Origin of the sequence: Brevibacillus sp. B_LB10_24 (genome assembly GCF_046036945.1) — a bacterium.
Classification (GTDB): domain Bacteria; phylum Bacillota; class Bacilli; order Brevibacillales; family Brevibacillaceae; genus Brevibacillus_C.
Window position 1 is genome coordinate 43,268 of sequence record NZ_JBJQOQ010000004.1, and the last position, 17,306, is coordinate 60,573.

Here is a 17,306-nt window from a genome sequence, read left to right on the forward strand (position 1 = left end):
AAACTTTTTTGTGAATCATCAGACTCTATTCCAAATAATCAATCCTTATTTCAAAGTTCCACACGCTTTTTGTTTTATAAACACCTTATTATAATGAAACAGCGCTATTTAGATTTTGTCATAAATATTATTGAGATATTTTTGAAGCTGCGATTTTAGCTCTTCGTTTTCCTTTTTTAATTGCTCATTCTTGTTTTTCAAAGAAGCAATAATAACATCTTTTGATGAGTCAGTGGTTCTTCTTTTCAATTGTTCGGTTGATTTAAGCCCAGTTTGTTGATTTCGTAGATGTTCAATCCTATCCCTTAATTCAGGATGATTATATAAAAATCTCTTCGAAACGCCAGATTTGTTAGAGATATTATTGAAATTTATCATTTCTTGCCCTTTTATCAAATCCTTAATAACCTGCTCAACTTTCTGATAAGCTTCTTCAGATTTTTTTCTTGCATACCTTGAAATTCCTTCAGTATTAGGATTATTATTCATTGGTTCATCCCTTCCTTGTTAAGCGCATCTTCTCTCTTCTCCTTTGATATACCGTAAATCCCTTCACCATTCTTTAATCCGTCAATAATTTGTTTATATCGTTTTAATTTTCCCGAAATAAGTTCTATTTGTCACTTATACGATCTTGTGATAAAAATGAATTATAAGAATGTCTGGAATTACTATGACCGCCACTAGGAGTTTTCCTTAACCTCGCAATAAATCCTTCGATGTCTTCTCTTGATAAATTTCGAAGATTAGCCCATTCAGGATGAACATCATTTATAAACGAAAAGAATAGACTAAATGTTCTGGTATAAGAAGTTGCAGTTCGTCCTGCCATGTTTTGATAAAGAAGCACGCGTTCTTTTATATACTTTTTTGCAAGTTCTCTATGTTGAATAGGGATATAAGTGAAATTAATAATCGTATTTGACGAAACTTGGTCAAATTGTATGTTTAAATTTTTAAAACTCCATATATCCTTACTAACCTCATCACGTTCATCATAAAATGATAAAAAGTAATCATAGAGCTATAAAAACACTCTTACAAAATCGGAATTCATGCTTCTTCCTTTTTTAATAATAGGCTTTCCTCGTTTAATTAAATGCTTTTTATAGTTGCGCAACATTACTTCTTTATCAATATCCGTTATAGACACTAATGTAGGATACTGCTGCTCAAAGAATAGGCCCAGACTATTAATGACATAACCTCTCCAAGCAGTCTCCGGAGAAATTGAATACTCAGTTAACCTTTTGAAAAAGTAATATTTTATTTCATTTCTCAGCACCGGTTGTTTTATGACTTCAAATTTCATATAGACCTGATTCCGTTTCCATATGCCTTTTAACACCGGGCATAATCTTACATCCCATTTATCCGATCCCAATAACCAACCAGTTCTTCATCAATCTTTCTAAAGAACATGGCTTTAGGATGATCCTCAATATTCTTTTGATCCATGTAATGTTTCTCTCCCCGACAATTTTTTTTTTTTGGGCTTGCTCATAGCTTTCCCGAAGGGCTTTATCAGAAGGATGCATGTAAATTTGCATGGTTGTCTGAACATGTGCATGCCCCAGCAGCTTTTGTATCATGATAATATCAACGCCATTTTCATGAAGTTCGTTCGCAAAAGTATGTCTGAACATATGTGGGGTAAAATATATACCCGTCTTTTTTCTTAAACGCTTAACCAAACTATACATACCTTGTGTCGAAAAAGGCTTTCCTTTATTAATGCCTGCTAAATTGTAAAATAAAAAATTAGTATCAATGTCCTTCATGTGATATTCAAGTATGTAATCCTGTAAAAGATTGATTGTTTCTTTAGAAACGTAGACTTTTCTGCCTTCACCAGCTCTAGTTTTCGATTTTCTTACTCGAATGGAACAGTCATTTATGCTAATATCCTCAAGCCAAAGATTAACTGCCTCTCCAATTCTTAGTCCACCTTCATAAAGTAACCTTAGTATGAGTTGGTCCCGTATATTGACACATGCTTGATAAAGGGCTGATATCTCAGTATGCTGAAGAATTTTTTCGGGTTGTTTTGTTTCCTTTAATTTCATAATACTTGTTTTAATTAATTGAGATGTGATGAAGAAAAGGCTTAAAATCCCTATATTTAGCTGGAATTGTTTTTATAATATTCCTTTCGGAAGTACCTATAAATCCCTCACTTCGTTCTAAAAATTCGTAGAATCCTAATACACAAGTCAATATTATATTTATTGTTTTCTCACTTCTATTGCTTGACTTAGCTTCAATTGGAATAATGTTCAACGATTGAAAAGGCGTACGTAACCATCCTATAAAAGCAGATAAGGTTTGAAGGTGGATTTGTTGATAATCAATCCTTTCTTCTTCTAAAAACTCAAAAATACAACTTCAAATGATAGGCGTATGACTTTAATGTATTCTCTGCTCTCCCTATATTCGAAAGGTATTTGAGGTATTTCACTACAGGAATAATTGGATCGCCCTGCCCATTCAGGACCATGTATTTCCTTCCATCTGGTTGCTCAATCTCTATTACCTTCAATCTTTTCCCCCCTTTCGTAAAATACTTTAAGGACTATAAAAAAACAAATCCATATATTAAGTATTTAACCATAAAATAATGAGTAGAGAGATAACGTTGAAAACGTTAACTACTACTCATTATTTTAGTCTATATAAAAGGTGAATGCTTCGAATACTGTCATGGCGCCACCCCCTTTCATCGGGGATGAGCCGACCACCCTTGAGGAGCCGTTTCAATTGTACAACCCATATTATACCAGAGGCACTCTCGATTGAGGGTGTTTTTTTATGCAGTAATTTTCTTTTTGAAAATCAAGCAGCCCCCTTGTCCAGGGGCCGAATGGTATAGAAGAAAAGGGGGAAGTCCCCCCTCTGGCTTTATTGTTGTTTACCTCACACGCTTCTCCCTCAGTGCCACATGGCACGCAAAATCGTGTATCAGGGTGGCGGCCAACAGGGAAGTGATGTTGGCCGGGTCGTAGGAGGGCAGCACCTCTACCAAATCAAACCCGATGTAGTTGAGACCGGTAAGCGAGCGAATGATTTCCAGGCTTTCACCGCTTGTGAATCCGCCCGCTTCGGGCGTGCCGGTTCCGGGGGCGTAAGCCGGATCGACGAAATCGATGTCAAAGGTCAAGAAGCAAGGGGTATCTCCAAGCTTATCCTTGATCTGGCTGACGACATCGGTAATCCCCCGTTGGCGCAACTCTTGGGAGGTAATCACGTTGTAGCCCAACTCGTAACTAGCCTCAATGTCTCCCGGGTGGTTCAACGTGCCGCGGATGCCAATCTGGAACACTTTGTCGGCTTGCAGCAGATTTTCTTCATAGGCTCGGATAAACGGTGAACCGTGCCAGTATTTTTCATCGTAGTAGGTATCCCAGGTATCGGTATGGGAATCAAACTGAACCATCGCCACCGGGCCGTATACCTTGGCGGCCGCCCGCAGGCTGGCCAGCGTGACGGAGTGGTCGCCGCCGAGACCAATCGGGATGATCCCCTGTTTCATCAGACCCAGTACGGCTTCTTCGATTCGCTCGTAGCTGCGGTGAATGTTGTGAGGGATCACCGACACATCCCCGATATCGATGGCATTGGTCTCCTCGAACGGATACACCTTGTGTACGGGATGGTAGGGAAACAGCGTCATCGAAGCTTGGCGGATCGCCTGCGGCGCAAAGCGGGCTCCGACCCGGAACGAAGCAGCGGTATCATACGGCATCCCGACGATCGCCAGCTTCGGATTCTCACTGGAAGCGGGCAGCCGCATAAAGGAGCCGGTCGTGCAAAATTCTGGCTGTACATCTGGACTGAGCGGGTATTTCATGGCAAGTTCCTCCTCTAGATTGTTGTCTTGTTATGGAGTTAAGGAGTACCTGCCAGGCTAAAGTATCATTGAAAGCAGAACGGCTATGAGGAATAGTTTCCATTGCATTGCCAACAACCTCACAAAATAATTATTGGTCAGCCTTTTTCAAATTGCAAAAATAATGCCAACGTTGAAATGCATGTATTAAAGCAGTTAAACGGTTAGAGAGCATGCAAAATTGAATAGATTATTCATTTTTGCATAAGATACATCGATTTTTTCGGCTATTCAGCCGCCCTGTCGACATGGTATTATTCTTGCAAATTTCGAATAACCGGCAAACGCTCAAACCGTCGGGGGGATGAACAAGGGGTTGAAAGCGCTTACGAATGCTGCCCATCACTTTGAAGCTATAAGGAGGAATTCGTTTGGAACTGCGGACTGCAGAACTGAAGAGATCGTTGAAGCTGTGGCATATTGTCGTCATCGGGCTCGGCTACATGGCACCGATGGCTGTTTTCGATACGTTCGGGATCGTATCAGAGGTAACGGACGGCCATGTTCCGGCAGCATACATCATGACGTTAGCCGCCTTGCTCTTTACCGCGTCCAGCTACGGGAAGATGGTCAAGGTATTTCCCCGGGCCGGTTCGGCTTATACCTATGCGTCGAGAACGATCAACCCCTACATTGGATTTATGGTCGGGTGGTCTTCCTTGCTGGACTATTTGTTTCTGCCGATGATCAACGCGCTTCTCACCAAAATCTATCTCTCGGCGGCTTTCCCGGAAGTGCCGGGCTGGGTGTTGATCGTCAGTTTTGTCATCTTCATTACCCTGTTAAACCTCTGCAATGTAAGCATCAGCACCTCGGTTAATGCTTTGCTCGTCTTTTTTCAATTCGCCGTTGTAGCCATTTTTGTTTTGCTTGCGATACGAGGGCTGTCCGGTAGCGGGGGAACTGGCCATGCTTTCCCGGTAGAGCCGTTTTATTCTTCTGAAATGTCATTCTCCGGGCTTTTAATGGGGGCTTCGATCTTGTGTTTCTCCTTTTTAGGGTTTGATGCCGTCACAACTCTGACCGAAGAGACCGTTCGTCCGGAAAAGACAATCGGCAGAGGCGTGTTTCTCATTACGCTGTTGGGCGGCGCCTTGTTTATCACCGCTTCGTACTTTTCCCAGGTTCACTTTCCCGATGTTTCCGTGTTTGAAGATCCCGAAGGAGCGTCTCCGGAAATATCGCTTGCCATCGGAGGCAAGCTGTTCCAGTCGGTCTTTCTCGCCGCGGCGCTTACCTCGACGCTGGCCTCCGGAATTACCTCGCAAATCAGCGCTTCCCGGCTGTTGTACGCCATGGGGCGGGACAACATTTTACCCGGAAAGTGGTTCGGGTACGTTCACCCGCGGACCAATACACCTGTTTTCAACGTCGTGTTGATCGGGCTGGTTTCGCTTGCTGCTTTATTTTTAGACTTGCTTACCGCTACTTCTTTCATCAATTTTGGCGCCCTGGCCGCTTTTACATTTGTGAACATTTCGGTCATCGCCTACTACATCTTCCGCAAGAAACTGCGCTCGCCTGGAGCTATTGTCCGCTACCTGCTCGTGCCGCTGATTGGCAGCAGTTTCGTACTCTTCCTGTGGTTTCATCTGGAACCGGCATCGGTGATGGTGGGGTTGATCTGGAATGCGGCCGGCTTGCTCTATCTTCTCTATTTGACGAAGTTCTTTTTCAGGAAACCGCCACAGTTCGAATTTCGGGATACGGTGTGAAAGTACGCAAACAACATGTATAAGTTCGTCTCTTACCCAAAATCGCATAAATTATGCATTTTTGCATAAAATCAATCTGCTTCTTCCAAGTAAAATACAGGCGTGACCGGGAAACAGCCGGTTGGCACGGTATATGCTTACTGACAATCAATGAAGGATAACGGAAAAGGAAGTGATAGGGATGATCAAGCTTCAGATGTATGTGAACGGCCAATGGGTCGACGCCAAAAGCGGAAAAACCAGGGAAGTCGTCAACCCTGCCAACGGAGAGGTTATCGCACTTGCGGCCGAAGGCGATGTTGAAGACGCCCGCGATGCCATTGCAGCGGCAAGAGCCGCGTTTGAAAGCGGCGTCTGGTCTGAGATTCCAGCGGCGCAGCGTGCAGCATGCCTGTTTGCCATCGCCGACAAGCTGGAGCAAAACGCGGAGGAGATCGCCCGGCTGGAGACGCTGGACAACGGCAAGCCTCTTCGCGAAACAGCGGCAGATGTGGCAGATGCGGCGGCGTGTTTCCGCTACTATGCCGGCATGGTGACAAAACCGGACGGACAGACGTACCACGTCGCCGATCCGATGCAGGCAATGGTCGTCCGGGAACCGGTTGGCGTCTGCGGATTGATCGTTCCGTGGAATTATCCTTTGCTGATGGCTGTCTGGAAGATAGCCCCCGCCCTTGCCGCCGGCAATACGATCGTGTTTAAACCGTCGGAAATAACGCCAGTCACAGCAGGCAAATTGTTTGAAATCATCGAGGAAGCGGGAGTTCCCAAAGGCGTTGCCAATATGGTGATGGGCGCCGGTCCGACGGTTGGCAACGAGCTGGCGGAAAGCCACGACGTCGACATGATTTCGTTTACCGGGGGAACGGTTACGGGACGCAGCATCATGAAAGCGGCTGCGGGCAATATCAAGAAGATTTCGCTTGAGCTCGGCGGCAAATCCCCTAACATCGTCTTCGCCGATGCCGACTTTGAGACGGCAGTCGACTATGCCTTGTTCGCCATCTTCGCCAACCAGGGGCAGGTCTGCTCCGCCGGATCGAGGCTGCTGCTCGAAGAGAGCATCCACGACCGCTTTATCGAGCGGCTGGTGGAGCGGGCAGGGAAGATCCGAGTAGGCCCCGGCCAAGAACCGTCGACAGAGATGGGACCGCTCGTCAGCGAAGCGCATATGGAAAAGGTGCTTCGCTACATCGAGCTCGGCAAGCAGGAGGGGGCGCGGCTGGTTTGCGGCGGCAATCGAATCACGGCAAACGGTTTGGAGCAGGGATACTTTGTCGAGCCGACGATCTTTGTCGACACCACCCCGGAAATGCGGGTCGTGCAGGAAGAGATCTTCGGACCGGTGCTGGTCGTACAGAAATTCAAGGACGAGGCAGAGGCGATCAGGCTGGCCAACGATACTGCTTACGGCCTGGCAGGAGGGGTCTTTACCAATGACGGAGCCAAGGCGCTGCGGGTGATCAAGAAGCTCCGCGCCGGCATCACCTGGATCAACACCTACCATCCGACGTACAACGAAGCTCCGTGGGGCGGCTACAAGCAGAGCGGAATCGGCCGCAACCTGGGCACCTTCGGATTTGACGAATTTACCGAAGTAAAACAAATCAACATCAACCTGCAGGTGGAACCAATCGGCTGGTTCGAAGGGTAATCATTCAATCGTGCAGAGAAAACAGGAGGCTTTTATGAGTACAAACAGCAGCGTACAGCATAAACAGGAAACGTTAATCGACAGATTGTCAGAAGTATATGAATACACCAACAAGGTGCTGGGATTGATTGCAAAAGAAGAGATTAGCAAAGACGAGGCAGAGTGGGTGACCAGGCAGACGGTAGACAACTTCCGCGACCACGTCAACCCCGGCTTTCTCGCATACCGCAAATCGGTGACCAAGGATGGACAGTTCGCCGCCGTGGAATGGAAGGATTCAGGAGCCAACTGCTTCGTTGATGTGAACGGCAAAGAGTACATCGACTGTCTTGGCGGATTTGGCATTTACAACGTCGGCCACCGTCATCCGAAGGTCGTGCAGGCGGTCATCAACCAGTTGAACCGGCAAGCGCTGCACAGTCAGGATCTGCTGGACCCGCTCCGGGCGATGCTGGCGAAAATTCTCGCCGACATCACGCCTGGTGACTTGAAGTATTCCTACTTTGGCAACAGCGGCACCGAGACGATCGAGGCGGCGATCAAGCTGGCCAAAATGTACAGTGACCGCACCACCTTCATTGCGACGACGAAAGCGTTCCACGGCAAGAGCCTGGGATCGCTGTCGGGTACGGCCAAAGGCGTCTTCCGCAAGCCGTTTTTGCCGATGATTCCCGGGTTCCGGCACGTCCACTTTGGCGACATCGACATGATGAGAAAGACCTTTGAAGCGTGCGCGCTGACCGGGGAAGACGTCGCAGCGGTCATTCTCGAGCCGATCCAGGGAGAGGGCGGGGTAAACCTTCCGCCGGACGGCTATCTGAAACAGGTGCGCGAGCTTTGCGACCAGTTCGGCGCCCTGTTGATCTTTGACGAAGTGCAAACCGGGATGGGACGCACAGGCAAGATGTTTGCGGCCGAGCATTACGGCGTCGTGCCCGACATCATGTGCCTGGCCAAGGCTTTTGGCGGCGGCATCATGCCGGCCGGGGCTGTGGTCGCGACAGAGGAAGTGTTCAAAAGCTTCTTCCCCAATCCCTTCATGCATACGACGACGTTTGGCGGCAATCCGCTGGCATGTGCCGCAGCGATTGCGACCATTAACGTCCTGATCGAGGAGAATCTTCCGGCGAGAGCGGCCGAGCTGGGCGATTACATGCTGCAAGGGCTGCGCAGCGCGGCGGCCGATCATGCCGACAAGGTCATGGAAGTCCGCGGACTGGGACTGCTGATCGGCATCGAATTCCAGACGGATGAGATCGGGTACGAGGTATCCAAGGGCTTGTTCGATAAGGGCGTGCTTGTCGCCGGTACCCTGATCAATGCCAAGACGATCCGCATCGAGCCGCCGCTTACCATCACTTATCAGGAAGCGGACAAAGTAATCGCCGCCTTCAAACAGGTTCTGGATGCGATGCGCTCCTAAACAAATCTACGAACGAAAGAGGCTGGGTGACAGCCTCTTCTTTAGTAGTATAAAATTGTAGAAATAGTCAAGCATCTAGGGAGGCCTTTATGGTTTCAAAGTGGTTTGTCAGGGAAGCGTATACCGTCACGATGGAGTCTACGGGCAACGATGTGTGGAAAATCATGTCGGAGTACAATGAGCCGTACGTGTTTATCACCGAGGGCGAACATGGAAGGGTTGTCGCTTTTATCCGCAATACCGACATGATGCCGTCGATCAGCGACAAGGAATGGATGAGCCGGCCGGCAGGCCAGCTTCCCTTTCGCACCAATCTGATGTTCATTCAGCGGGAAGCCGACATGCTGGACTTCATCAAGGTACTGGGCGAAGAAGTGGTCGTCATCTTGAATCGCGACGGGCAGCTGGCGGGATATCTGCAGCGGGAAGACATTCTCTCCTACCTTTTGACCAATCAGTCGAGCCATACGGACTGGATTCGTTCGCTGCTCAACTCCATCCCGATGGGGATCATCGTCGCGGATACTCATGGGCGAATAGAAAACTTCAGTTCGGAGGTCTTGCGGATGATCCGCCTCTCCCCCGAAGAATTGCGGCGGCAGCGGATCGGCGACATCTTCGATCAGGAGATTTTCGAAAAGGTAATCAGCCACGGCGAGGTGATCTTGAATCACATTATCGTGAATGAACGAATCGGCGTGCTGGCAGACTTTGGGCCGATCCGCAACAAACACGGCAGCGTGACGGGAGCAATCATCGTTTTGCAGGATTTGCCCTATATCGAAAACATGGCGATGGAGCTGGAGTACGTCAAAAACCTGAACAAAGACCTGCAAGCCATCCTGTCTTCCATTTACGACGAAATCCTGGTCGTGGACGGGAACGGAGTCCTGCTCCGCTACAGCGGCAATCTGATCAAGGACTTCTGGGAGATCGAGAAGGAGCAGTTGATCGGCATCAATCTGATGGAGCTTGAGCATGAAGGGACGTTTTTTGCCGCGATTGTCAAAATGGTCCTGGAACGGAAGCGAAAGATATCGGTCACCCAGGAGAGCCGCTCGGGGAAAAATGTGCTGGCCGTAGGCAATCCGGTGTTTGACGAAAAAGGCAAGCTGGAGCGGATCGTCATCGCCCTGCGCGACATTACGGAGACCGTGCTGTTAAAGGAAGAACTGCGGCACGCCAAGAAAATGTCGGAGCGGTATAAAAAGGAACTGGAAAACCTGCGCGACCAGAAGAATTACGTGCAGACCCGCCAGGTGATCTACGGCAGCGGAAAAATCGAAAAAGTGATGAAGTACATTCAAAAGGTGGCCAACGTCGCATCCACTGTCTTGCTTACCGGCGAGTCCGGGGTAGGAAAAGAGGTGTTCGCCCGGGCGATTCATGAGATCGGAGCGAGGCACAACAAGCCGTTTATCAAGGTAAACTGCGGGGCGATACCGGAAACGCTGCTGGAGAGCGAACTGTTCGGATACGAGAAGGGAGCTTTTACCGGGGCCAATGCCAACGGAAAGATCGGGTACTTTCAAATGGCAAATAAAGGAATCCTCTTCCTGGACGAGATCGCCGAGATGCCCTTGAGCTTGCAGGTAAAGCTGCTGCGGGTGCTGCAGGAGCGGGAAATCATTCCGGTGGGCGGCACCAAAGTGGAGGAAGTGGACGTACAGATTATCGCCGCAACCAATAAAAACCTGGAGAAAATGGTTGAACAGGGAAGCTTTCGCGAGGATCTCTACTACCGGCTAAACGTGATCCCGATTCACATCCCGCCGCTGCGGGAGCGTCCGGAAGACATTCCGCTCCTCAGCTTGTACTTTCTGCAAAAGTTCAATGAAAAGTACGACAGAAAAAATCAGTTGTCACAAGATGCGCTGGACGTGTTGGAATCGTATTCTTGGCCAGGCAATGTCCGCGAGCTGCAAAACATCATCGAACGTCTGTCGGTCACCTCGGATGAAGACCTGATCGACTCGTACCAGATCACGCCGCTGCTCAAAAAAGGCAAGAAAACGCATGTGCCGCGCCATATGCAAAAGATCGTTTCGTTAAAAGAAGCCACGAAAGCATTGGAGGAACAGTTGATCACTATGGCGATGGAAGAGTATAAAACGACGTCGCTGGCGGCAAAAGCGCTGGGCGTCAGCCAATCCACCATCAGCAGAAAATACCAGGCGATTCAATGGAAGCGGGATCGAGGTGATGAGACTGGTGATTCACTTTGATGTCATCGCCCCGTTTGACGGAACAGTGGCCCGCATCCTGTTCGAGCAGGGAGACAAGGTAGAGCAGGGAGAGGCGATGTTTTCGCTCCATGTCAAAGGAGTCACTCATGAGATTCTCTCCCCGGTAACAGGATATGCCCACAGTCTGGAGGTATCGCCCGGCGATACGGTCATCTCCGGCATGATCCTCGTTCGCGTCGCCGAGATCAGCGGGTAGTGCTAGTGCTTCGCCCCATCCACAACAAACACGTGATGAGGACGAAAGCACAGAGCGCCAGCAGCGGAATGGTTATGAAACCGAGCCAGTTGATGTAATCCTGGTTGCAAGGTACGCCTTGCGTGCAGGGCAGTACCTTGGCCAGGGCGGGAATTTTTTGCTCGGCATAGTGGTAGAGTGAAATGCACCCGCCGATGATGTTCAGCGGCAGCAGATACGAAATGAGGTTCCGGTCATTTCGGTAGCTTGCCATGCCGAGCAGCAGTGCCTGAGGATACATGAAAATGCGCTGAAACCAGCAGAGCTTGCAGGGAACGAAGCCGAGCACATCACTGAAGTACAGACTACCGCCGACAGCGACGAGCGATACCACCCAGGCCAAGTACAGGCAGTATTTTTTGCAGAAAGCGGAGAAACCTGTGTATGCCATCGTTAGGATCCGCCCTTCACGGCCTGGTCGATCGCCGTTTTCAGCGCATTGTAGTCAAAGACGTTCTCAAACTTTTGACCGTTGATGAACAGAGTCGGCGTGCTTGTAACGCCGATTTTTTTGGCGTATGCGCTGTGCTCGTCCACCTCGTCCGCATGCGTTTTTTCCTGGATTTCCTGCTGCAGCTTGTCGTAGTCGATCGGCAGGTTTTCCTTGCGGGCCAGTTCTACCAGGAATTCCGGCTTGACCCACCCCGTATTCTCTTCCCCTTGGTTTTGATAGACGGCATCGAGATATTTCCAGAAAGCTTCGTTGTTTTGATGGAAGACCGATTGGGCCGCGAATGCCGCCGTGTAGGAGTCGGGGCCGATGAACGCATCGTTCATAAAGTAGAAAGAGACGAGTCCCTTGTCGATGTAATCTTGCATCAACTGCGGCTTGATCTGCTGGTTGAACAGCTGGCAGGCCGGACACTGGTAATCGCCAAACTCGACGATTTTTACCGGAGCGTCCGCTTTTCCGAGCACCGGCAGCTTCTCGTAGGCAAACGGGACGGGATCAGAGCTGGGTTGGGTGATGACGATGACAGCGATGATCGCTGCGATGCAAGCGCAGGTAATCCAGACGAGCCGCTTCATGTTTTTTTGCTGCTGTTCTTTCGGCATGCTGCGCGGGTTTTTTGAAGCTGCCTTTTTCACGGTATGGGCCAATGGAACTTCCTCCTTTTTTGGGCACTGCATCATGCAGTGTGAACGGTTATGCAGGCTGCGACAGGACGACGAAAAACACCGTCCACAACAGCAAAAGCACGTAGATTGACACCATGGTAGGCGCCGGGGGCAGTTGTAACGGGAACTCCGCCTCAGGGTCGAGGATGCGCTTGATCCGGTAATTGATCGACGCTTCTGTAAAGGAGACGTGGGCAAACGGCTGCTGTGCCGGATTGCCCTGCTTCAACAGCTTGACTAATGCGCTCCCCAGGTGAACGGCAGTCCCCATGCGAACGATGGCATCGCTATCCGCGAGCACCTCTCTGATGATCTTATATTTTTGCTGCAGCCATTTTAAGATAGGGATATAGCACAAGACAGACGCGAACAGAGACAGCAAAAAGGTTTTGAAAGGGTCTCCGTGCCTTTGATGGTACAGCTCGTGATAGATCACAGCTTCCAGTTCCTCTCGCTCCAGGGCGTGAAACAGTCCGGTTGAGAGAATGATCCTGGGATGGAACAAGCCCATCGTAAAGGCGAGCGGAGCCGGGTGGGATACCACCAGAAAATCGCGGTTATTGCTGCCGTATTTTTGATTAATCTCGTCTGTAAGCGCGGGATGGCGGCAGGTTTGCAGCTTGGTGTACATCTTCTTTGTCGCCAGCATCTGCTCTGCTGTTTTCCAGACGGCTGACAAAAGTGTATAAAAAACGAATGCATCGAGAACGTAGCCAAGCGAAGAGAGGCCAAGCAGGTGCATCCCGTTTTGGCATACTTGAATCAGGTTGAAGGCGATCTCCTGACCCAGCAGAATATGCAGGGCGTACATGCCCATTTGCAGGAGAATCGTACCGGCTATTAGCACACACGATATAAAAATCAGCCTCGATCGACTTTTCCACATGTGTCATGTTTCCTTTTTTAATTCTTTTATTTTTTCCTCAAGCTTTTCCAAAAGCTCCTGATCCACTTCTTCCAGGGCGTCCAGCATATGGCTGACCGCAAGCGAGCCGAATTCCTCCAGCAGTTCATTGGTCAATTCTTTGGACTGCGCTTCCAAAAACTGTTCTCTGGTCAGGACAGGCCGGTACAAGGAGGCTCTTCCTTCCGAGCGTTTATGCAGAATTCCCTTTTCCGCCAATCGGTTGATGACCGTCATCACGGTGTTAAAGTTGGTCGTTTTTTCTTCTGCCAACTTTTGCTGAACATCTTTAATGGTCATTTCCGAGCCGTTCCACAAGATGTTCATGATCTTGGCTTCAAGCGGCCCGAAAAAGCGATTCAATCCGGTCTCGTGGAACTTGAAATTTTGAATTTTCATCGGGCAAGCACCTCACACTACGCATTGTAGTGTTTTGCTGACAGCTCGTCAAGCGCCTTTGCACATCCCCGCACCATTCGCATATTTTCATCGCAAATTTGCGATACCTTTTGCAGAATTACGAAACAGAGGCGCTCACCCCGCCGTACAAACGTGGCGGGACAGTGGCACAGCACTTGCTTTATCTGCTGATGAAAGGGGGGAGAGAAGGAGTCCATACGCTGTGATCTGATGATCGTGAATACTTCGTCAAGATGGAGGAGATGGGCTGTGAATTTACGAACTATTCTAACAAAGGAATATGTAGACAGGCATAAAACGCTTTGGCCGAACAAGACGATGATCGATTATCTCTCCGAGGCGATCCGAAAGTACCCTGACAAGACGGCAATCGTCGACCGCAAAAGCCGCTATACCTACCGGGAGTTGGGACATCTGGTCGACCGGGCGGCGCTCGGCTTGCTGGAGCTGGGGCTTTGCAAGGGGGATGTCATCTCCTTTCAACTGCCCAATTGGAACGAATTCGTGATTTTGCATCTCGCCGCGACGCGCATCGGGGCTGTCAGCAATCCTCTGGTTCCGATCTACCGGGAACGGGAGATCGGCTACATGGTCGGGATGGCGGAAGCGAAGATGATCGCCATCCCTGATGAGTTTCGCGGGTTCCGCTATCCAGAGATGATTGAGCGCCTGCGGCCCAACTGGCCCGCGCTGCAGTCCGTGATCGTGGTCGGGGATCGCGTGCCGGCCGGGATGCATTCCTTCCACTCGCTAATGCAGGAGCCGTGGGAGGAGCGGCGCAGCCCTGCCGAACTGGAACAGATAACGCTTGACCCCAACGAAGTCACCGAAATCATTTTTACCTCCGGAACGACGGGCGAGCCCAAGGGGGTTCTGCACACGCACAATACGCTTTGCGTGTCGCAGCAATTGATGATCGACCACTTGCAGATGGGTGCGGACGATGTCGTCTTCATGGCCTCTACCTTTGCCCACCAGACCGGTTTTCTCTACGGCGTGAGGATGCCGATCCAGATGGGCGGCACAGGGGTATACCAAGACGTCTGGAATCCCGCCGAATTCCTCCGTTTGATCGAACAGGAAAAGATCACGATGACGACGGCGGCGACTCCCTTTTTATTCGATACGACCCAGGCCGCAGAACGGCAACATCACGATTTGAGCTCTTTGCGGGTGTTCTCCGCGGTCGGCGCCCCCATTCCAAGGGCACTGGTACGGGAAGCGTCCGAGAAGCTGCCCTGCAAGATCTTGTCGGGGTGGGGGCAGACAGAAGACGGACTCGTCACCTTGACTTTCTTGACCGACCCGGAGGAGAAACTGGCGCAGACTGACGGATACCCCTTTCCGGGAATGGAAGTGCGGGTTGTGGATGCAAACGGGGATCCCTGTCCGCCCAATGTCGAGGGCGATCTGTTGTGCCGCGGTCCGGCTCTGTTCGTCGGCTACCTGAAGCAGATCGAGTACACGCTTGGCCAATTTCGGGACGATTGGTTTATCACCGGTGACCGCGCGGTGATGGACGAGGACGGGTATATCCGCATTGCCGGCCGCAGCAAGGACATCATCATCCGCGGCGGCGAAAATATCCCGGTCGCCTACGTGGAAAACGTGCTGCATGAACACCCCGATATTTCCGTCGCCCAGCTTGTCGCGATTCCGGATCCGCGGCTTCAGGAGCGGGCCTGTGCCTACATCAGCATGAGACCGGGAAAACAGGCGCTCACCTTGGCGGAGCTGCAGCATTTTCTGCAGCAAAAAGGGGTGACCAAACAGTATTGGCCGGAGTATTTGGAGGTCATTGAAGAGGTTCCCAGAACACCAAGCGGCAAAATCCAAAAATACGTCCTGCGGAACATGGCAAAACAGAAGGTGTCAGGACAGACGTGACAGGAGTGAACGACATGGCAAGCAAAACGATGGAGAAAATTTACATCGGGCAAATGGCCCGATTGCAGCGGACTTTTACCGAAGAAGATGTGAAGCGCTGCATCGCGTTGACGGGGGACGACAATGCTGTCTACCGGAGCGACGCGTTCCAGTGGGGGCCCTATCGGCCGGTCATTCCCGGATTGTTGAGCGAAGGGTTGATGACCGAGGTGATCACCAAAAAGCTCCCCGGCACCCCTGCCCTGCTGCTGCAAAAGGAACTGGTCTACTGTCATCCGGTCTACGTCGGAGACACGATCACGGCCGAGTTGGAAATCATCGATATCGACTTGAAGCGAAGCTGGATCACATCCATGGTCCGCTGTCTGAACCAATTTGGCAGGGAAGTCGTAAAGGGGCAGGTCGTCGTCTTGGTCGTTGCCGACATGGATGAGCAGGTGGTGTGAAACCTGTGGAAACGGCGCAAACCGGCAAATCGATGGGAAGTTACGGCACCTTCGAAGCAGATGCCAGAGGGAAGATTCGCTGTCTGTGCGATGATTTTTGCCGATATTTTGGGTTTGACCGGAAGGAGCTTGTCGGGCTGCCGGTTGAACGTCTGTTCAAAGGCCCTGTGCGGAACGACCTTGGCAGGGAGGCAGTGAGGAGGATCATTTTTGGGGTGATCGGGGAGGAACCGTGTCTGGTCCATGTATCGCCTGATCCTGATGGCGGTTATTGCTGCCGTGTGGTCTTGCGGGCACAAGACATTCAGGCAAATGAAGTCTTGGCTTTCTGGCAATCCATAAAGCCAGGAGAGGATTGGCAGGTGAGGAAGGCGGGTCGAAGCGATTATGCCCATCGCTACAGTTTTGACCAAATTATCGGTGTAAGTCCGGCGATGGAGAGAATGAAAGAACTGGCGGCCAGGGTAGCCAAAAGCAGTTCGACGGTCTTGGTCACAGGGGAAAGCGGTACGGGCAAGGAACTATTCGCTCAGGCGATCCACGATTTGAGTCCGCGTCGCAGCGGGCCCTTCGTCGCTGTCAATTGCGCGGCGGTCCCCGAGGAGCTGTTCGAATCGGAACTCTTCGGCTATGAAAGGGGAGCGTTCAGCGGGGCCAGACGCGAGGGGAAAGCGGGAAAGGTGGAATTGGCCCAGTACGGAACGCTGTTTCTGGACGAAGTCTCGGAGCTTCCTATGCCGGTGCAGGGAAAACTCCTGCGTGTCCTGCAGGAGCGGGAAGTGGAGAGGATTGGCGGAACGGGCCGAAGGGACGTGGATATCCGGATTGTCGCTGCCACCAACAAGAACCTGAGGAAGCTTGTCCAGGAGGGGAATTTCCGCCAGGACCTGTACTATCGCCTTCACGTTTTCGAGTTGAAAATTCCGCCGCTGCGCCATCGGAAGGAAGATATTTTGCGCTTGACCGAGTACTTTATCGACCATTTTAACAAGCGGATGGGTACAGACGTAAGGCAGATCGACGCTGTGCTCAAACAATGGCTGCTAGACTATCACTGGCCTGGAAACGTGCGGGAGCTGCAGGCCGCGATTGAAAGAGGCATGAATGTGGTGGAAGGCAGCACACTTACGCTCGAGCACGTCAGGGGGTACCCGGATGCGGATGAGCCAGAGTCAGATGAGGGGATGACGCAGGGCAGTTCACCCGCGGAGTGCTTGCCATTGGAAGAGGAGGTAGCTAAGGCAGAAATAGCCGCGATTCGCCGCGCCCTGAAAAAATCGGGCGGCGACCGGATGATTGCGGCGCAAATCCTGAAAATCCACATCGCCAGCTTGTACAGAAAGCTGTCGAAATACAACCTGAAGTAAGTGT

16 protein-coding genes are annotated in these 17,306 nt (G+C 50.6%); 8 read left to right on the forward strand and 8 right to left on the reverse strand.

The window, feature by feature from the left end; genetic code table 11:
• Positions 1 to 108 precede the first annotated feature (108 nt).
• The 4 genes from ACI7RC_RS05915 to speB all read right to left on the reverse strand — a co-directional run bounded on the left by ACI7RC_RS05915 (position 109) and on the right by speB (position 3,847).
• On the reverse strand, positions 109 to 489 hold the full coding sequence (locus ACI7RC_RS05915; protein WP_408107312.1) for a DUF6262 family protein: 381 nt from the start codon (positions 487 to 489) through the stop codon (positions 109 to 111).
• A gap of 535 nt (positions 490 to 1,024) precedes the next feature.
• On the reverse strand, positions 1,025 to 1,312 hold the full coding sequence (locus ACI7RC_RS05920) for a hypothetical protein (RefSeq protein WP_408107313.1): 288 nt from the start codon (positions 1,310 to 1,312) through the stop codon (positions 1,025 to 1,027).
• Positions 1,313 to 1,370: 58 nt separating this feature from the next.
• Positions 1,371 to 2,066 (reverse strand): tyrosine-type recombinase/integrase, encoded by a 696-nt coding sequence (locus ACI7RC_RS05925; protein ID WP_408107314.1) that lies wholly within the window; start codon positions 2,064 to 2,066, stop codon positions 1,371 to 1,373.
• Between the two features lie 842 nt (positions 2,067 to 2,908).
• Positions 2,909 to 3,847, reverse strand: a complete 939-nt coding sequence (gene speB / locus ACI7RC_RS05930; RefSeq protein WP_408107315.1) for an agmatinase — start codon at positions 3,845 to 3,847, stop codon at positions 2,909 to 2,911.
• Positions 3,848 to 4,263: 416 nt separating this feature from the next.
• Here speB and ACI7RC_RS05935 point away from each other — a divergent pair, with 416 nt between their 5' ends.
• From ACI7RC_RS05935 to ACI7RC_RS05955, 5 genes are all read left to right on the forward strand, one after another.
• Positions 4,264 to 5,601, forward strand: coding sequence for an APC family permease (locus tag ACI7RC_RS05935; protein WP_408107454.1), 1,338 nt, complete (start codon positions 4,264 to 4,266; stop codon positions 5,599 to 5,601).
• A 181-nt stretch (positions 5,602 to 5,782) separates the two neighbouring features.
• On the forward strand, positions 5,783 to 7,255 hold the full coding sequence (locus ACI7RC_RS05940) for an aldehyde dehydrogenase family protein (RefSeq protein WP_408107316.1): 1,473 nt from the start codon (positions 5,783 to 5,785) through the stop codon (positions 7,253 to 7,255).
• Between the two features lie 34 nt (positions 7,256 to 7,289).
• Positions 7,290 to 8,678 (forward strand): putrescine aminotransferase, encoded by a 1,389-nt coding sequence (locus tag ACI7RC_RS05945; RefSeq protein WP_408107317.1) that lies wholly within the window; start codon positions 7,290 to 7,292, stop codon positions 8,676 to 8,678.
• Positions 8,679 to 8,767: 89 nt separating this feature from the next.
• Positions 8,768 to 10,903: a sigma 54-interacting transcriptional regulator gene (locus ACI7RC_RS05950; protein WP_408107318.1), complete on the forward strand. Its 2,136-nt coding sequence runs from the start codon at positions 8,768 to 8,770 to the stop codon at positions 10,901 to 10,903.
• Positions 10,890 to 11,120, forward strand: coding sequence for a biotin/lipoyl-containing protein (locus ACI7RC_RS05955; RefSeq protein WP_408107319.1), 231 nt, complete (start codon positions 10,890 to 10,892; stop codon positions 11,118 to 11,120). The genes ACI7RC_RS05950 and ACI7RC_RS05955 overlap by 14 nt, the downstream gene beginning before the upstream one ends.
• Here the strand turns inward: ACI7RC_RS05955 and ACI7RC_RS05960 are convergent.
• Genes ACI7RC_RS05960 through ACI7RC_RS05975 form a run of 4 tightly spaced genes read right to left on the reverse strand, consistent with a single transcriptional unit; the run spans position 11,110 to position 13,581 of the window.
• Positions 11,110 to 11,550, reverse strand: a complete 441-nt coding sequence (locus ACI7RC_RS05960) for a disulfide oxidoreductase (protein ID WP_408107320.1) — start codon at positions 11,548 to 11,550, stop codon at positions 11,110 to 11,112. The genes ACI7RC_RS05955 and ACI7RC_RS05960 overlap by 11 nt on opposite strands.
• A gap of 2 nt (positions 11,551 to 11,552) precedes the next feature.
• The gene (locus ACI7RC_RS05965) at positions 11,553 to 12,260 is read right to left on the reverse strand and encodes a DsbA family protein (protein WP_408107321.1); all 708 of its coding nucleotides are present in this window, start codon (positions 12,258 to 12,260) and stop codon (positions 11,553 to 11,555) included.
• Positions 12,261 to 12,306: 46 nt separating this feature from the next.
• On the reverse strand, positions 12,307 to 13,164 hold the full coding sequence (locus ACI7RC_RS05970; protein ID WP_408107322.1) for a M56 family metallopeptidase: 858 nt from the start codon (positions 13,162 to 13,164) through the stop codon (positions 12,307 to 12,309).
• 3 nt (positions 13,165 to 13,167) lie between these two features.
• Positions 13,168 to 13,581 carry a BlaI/MecI/CopY family transcriptional regulator gene (locus ACI7RC_RS05975; RefSeq protein ID WP_408107323.1) on the reverse strand — a complete coding sequence of 138 codons (414 nt, stop codon included), beginning with the start codon at positions 13,579 to 13,581 and terminating at the stop codon, positions 13,168 to 13,170.
• A gap of 270 nt (positions 13,582 to 13,851) precedes the next feature.
• Here ACI7RC_RS05975 and ACI7RC_RS05980 point away from each other — a divergent pair, with 270 nt between their 5' ends.
• Genes ACI7RC_RS05980 through ACI7RC_RS05990 form a run of 3 tightly spaced genes read left to right on the forward strand, consistent with a single transcriptional unit; the run spans position 13,852 to position 17,302 of the window.
• On the forward strand, positions 13,852 to 15,489 hold the full coding sequence (locus tag ACI7RC_RS05980) for an AMP-binding protein (protein ID WP_408107324.1): 1,638 nt from the start codon (positions 13,852 to 13,854) through the stop codon (positions 15,487 to 15,489).
• A 14-nt stretch (positions 15,490 to 15,503) separates the two neighbouring features.
• A complete protein-coding gene (locus ACI7RC_RS05985) occupies positions 15,504 to 15,935 on the forward strand; it encodes a hotdog family protein (RefSeq protein ID WP_408107325.1) in 432 nt (143 codons plus the stop codon).
• A 5-nt stretch (positions 15,936 to 15,940) separates the two neighbouring features.
• Positions 15,941 to 17,302, forward strand: coding sequence for a sigma-54 interaction domain-containing protein (locus ACI7RC_RS05990; protein WP_408107326.1), 1,362 nt, complete (start codon positions 15,941 to 15,943; stop codon positions 17,300 to 17,302).
• The last annotated feature ends 4 nt before the right edge of the window (positions 17,303 to 17,306 follow it).